This window comes from Roseomonas acroporae, assembly GCF_023223525.1.
Taxonomy (GTDB): domain Bacteria; phylum Pseudomonadota; class Alphaproteobacteria; order Acetobacterales; family Acetobacteraceae; genus Roseomonas_E; species Roseomonas_E acroporae.
In genome coordinates this window covers 1-2,115 of record NZ_JALPRX010000200.1, presented here as the reverse complement: position 1 = coordinate 2,115, position 2,115 = coordinate 1, and the positions used below count along the sequence as shown (strand labels likewise).

Here is a 2,115-nt window from a genome sequence, read left to right as displayed (position 1 = left end):
GCCCGGCACGCCAAAGCAGTAGTCGGCACCGTCGAGGTACAGCGGATCGAACGTGGGGAAGATCGCCGACCCGCTCACCGCCGCCCCTCCTGCCAAGCGACCAGCGCCTCGCAGCGCCGGACCGCATCAGGAAGCTCGGCACCATGGGTGACGGCGCGCGCGACGCAGGCAGCGGTGCGCTCTCGCGCATGGGCCTGGGGGTCGTAGAGCAGGAACGCCATGGACACAGAGACCGCCACCACTACGCCGCACCCGACGCCGACGATCGCGGGCAGGCGCCCATCGGGATCCACGACCGCCGACCCGCTCACGCCGCCACCTGCCGAGCGAGATGCTGGTTAACAAAATCATCAGCCGTGACGGCGCCGCCGGTAGCGTCGCGGATCTTCTTCAACGCCTCTGGCGGAGGGAACCGATCACACCGCACGTAGCGATGCACGAGCTGACGAGACTTCAGCCCAGCTTGCCGGGCGAAGGCGGCGATGGTCAGATCGTTGCGCTCTAGGTACTCGACAAGTGTCATGGTCCCAGAAGGTAACCACTTTGGGGACCTGCGGTCAACATCTTGGTGCCCGACAAGTGTCCCCTATTTGGGGACAATGCGGCCGCAATGACCGCACCGATCTACCCCAATGGCCTTGACAAGCTGATGACCAGCGCCGGCATGGACGGGCAGGCGCTGGCTGACAAAGTCGGCACCACGAAGCAGCAGATCAACAAACTGCGGCATGGCACGAGGAAGATGACGCGCGACTGGGCGGAGAAGATCGCTCCCCACCTAGACGCATGCCCAGCTGAAGTGATTGGCCTTCCGTCGTGTGCAGGTGACCCTAGGCCCAGCGACCCCCGCGAGATCGAGTTCTACGAGGACCTGGCTTGGCGCCTGAAGGTGGCGGTCGAGGCCATCGACCGCCAGAAAGGCGACATCGCGGACAGCATTGGCGTGAGCCAGTCCCGCATGTCGAACTGGATCACCAACCAGAATAAGCCGGATTGGTTCGGGGTGGCGAAGCTATGCCGGCGCTACGGCATCAGCGCCGACTGGGTGCTTCTGGGAGAGCTTCGCGGTCTTCCCCATGAGTGGGCGGATCGTTGGGGGTCGGCCTGGGAGGAAAGGTCGGCGGCTCGGCGGGGGCCGGTTTCCCCGGCTCACGAAAGCTCCTGACGTGCTGCATGGGTTGGGCACCTCTCCTTCTCCACCGAACCTCTCGCCGGCGGAGACAGGATGGCAGGAACGAAACGTGAAACGCTAATTGTTTCAACAACATGCAACCGTCACGGTTCCGTGTTGGTGCGGCGCGGCAATGAGCGGTTGCGGATGGAAGTGGGGGTGAGTGGCGACATGGACGCCACCGATTTCCGGCAATCTTGCTTCCTGAACGCAGCGTTTCGCGCAACAATTGAATTTGGAAAGTTTGCAGCGAGGTCGTCGGGAAGTCTGGTTTCGCCCCTCGCGTAATTCATGCAAGCTCACACGGAAACCGCTCCGCAATCTTTCTCCCGCATGTCAACGTGATCTTTGGCAGGAAACTGCCCGATCTGCGTCATGGTCAGGGAGCCGCCCATGGACATGCATATTCCACAGGATGCTGGCACAAAAGCCTTCCATATCAAGGTATTCCGGAACGTCGAAACCGGAACGCTCACAGCGGAGAGCGACGGGCTCAAGGGCTTTGCCGCCTGGGGGCAGTCCCTGGACGAGCTGGAGCAGGATATTGAGGCCGGCGTCCGGGAGATGTTGACCATCCAAGGCTTCAGCGTTTCCGGCCTCAACGTTGAGCGGACCGGCTTCCTCCACCCCGTCACCTCGCCCACCAAATCTCTGCAAGACGCCGGCGTACAGTTTGTCGTCACCGCTGACTTGAGAGCGCCTCTCTAGTGTCAGACCTGGCCGCGGATGTAGCGCGCTACAAGGCCAGGATCCGAAACCTTGGGCTCACTCCAGCGGGGCCATCAGTGAATGGGAGGACCGTCCATAGAACGAACGAGGGAGATTACGTGCGCGTGAGGGACCCAGAGGGTATTCCATCAGCAGATATGGATGCCGAGGTTGAGCGATTGACTTGGCACCTCACTGGGCAGAGCGCCCCTTAGCTTCCCTTCCACCGCCCCCCC

General features: G+C 62.5%; 4 protein-coding genes. 2 read left to right on the top strand and 2 right to left on the bottom strand.

Going from position 1 to position 2,115, the window contains the following annotated elements; translation table 11 throughout:
* Window positions 1-74: 74 nt before the first annotated feature.
* Both M0638_RS27870 and M0638_RS27865 read right to left on the bottom strand, forming a co-directional pair.
* Window positions 75-239 carry a hypothetical protein gene (locus M0638_RS27870; protein WP_248670215.1) on the bottom strand — a complete coding sequence of 55 codons (165 nt, stop codon included), beginning with the start codon at window positions 237-239 and terminating at the stop codon, window positions 75-77.
* A 68-nt stretch (window positions 240-307) separates the two neighbouring features.
* Window positions 308-523, bottom strand: a complete 216-nt coding sequence (locus tag M0638_RS27865) for a helix-turn-helix domain-containing protein (protein WP_248670214.1) — start codon at window positions 521-523, stop codon at window positions 308-310.
* Between the two features lie 87 nt (window positions 524-610).
* Between M0638_RS27865 and M0638_RS27860 the strand changes: the two genes are divergently transcribed.
* Both M0638_RS27860 and M0638_RS27855 read left to right on the top strand, forming a co-directional pair.
* Complete coding sequence (locus tag M0638_RS27860; RefSeq protein WP_248670213.1) at window positions 611-1,165, top strand: helix-turn-helix domain-containing protein; 555 nt, start codon at window positions 611-613, stop codon at window positions 1,163-1,165.
* A 399-nt stretch (window positions 1,166-1,564) separates the two neighbouring features.
* The gene (locus tag M0638_RS27855) at window positions 1,565-1,879 is read left to right on the top strand and encodes a hypothetical protein (protein WP_248670212.1); all 315 of its coding nucleotides are present in this window, start codon (window positions 1,565-1,567) and stop codon (window positions 1,877-1,879) included.
* Window positions 1,880-2,115: the final 236 nt, after the last annotated feature.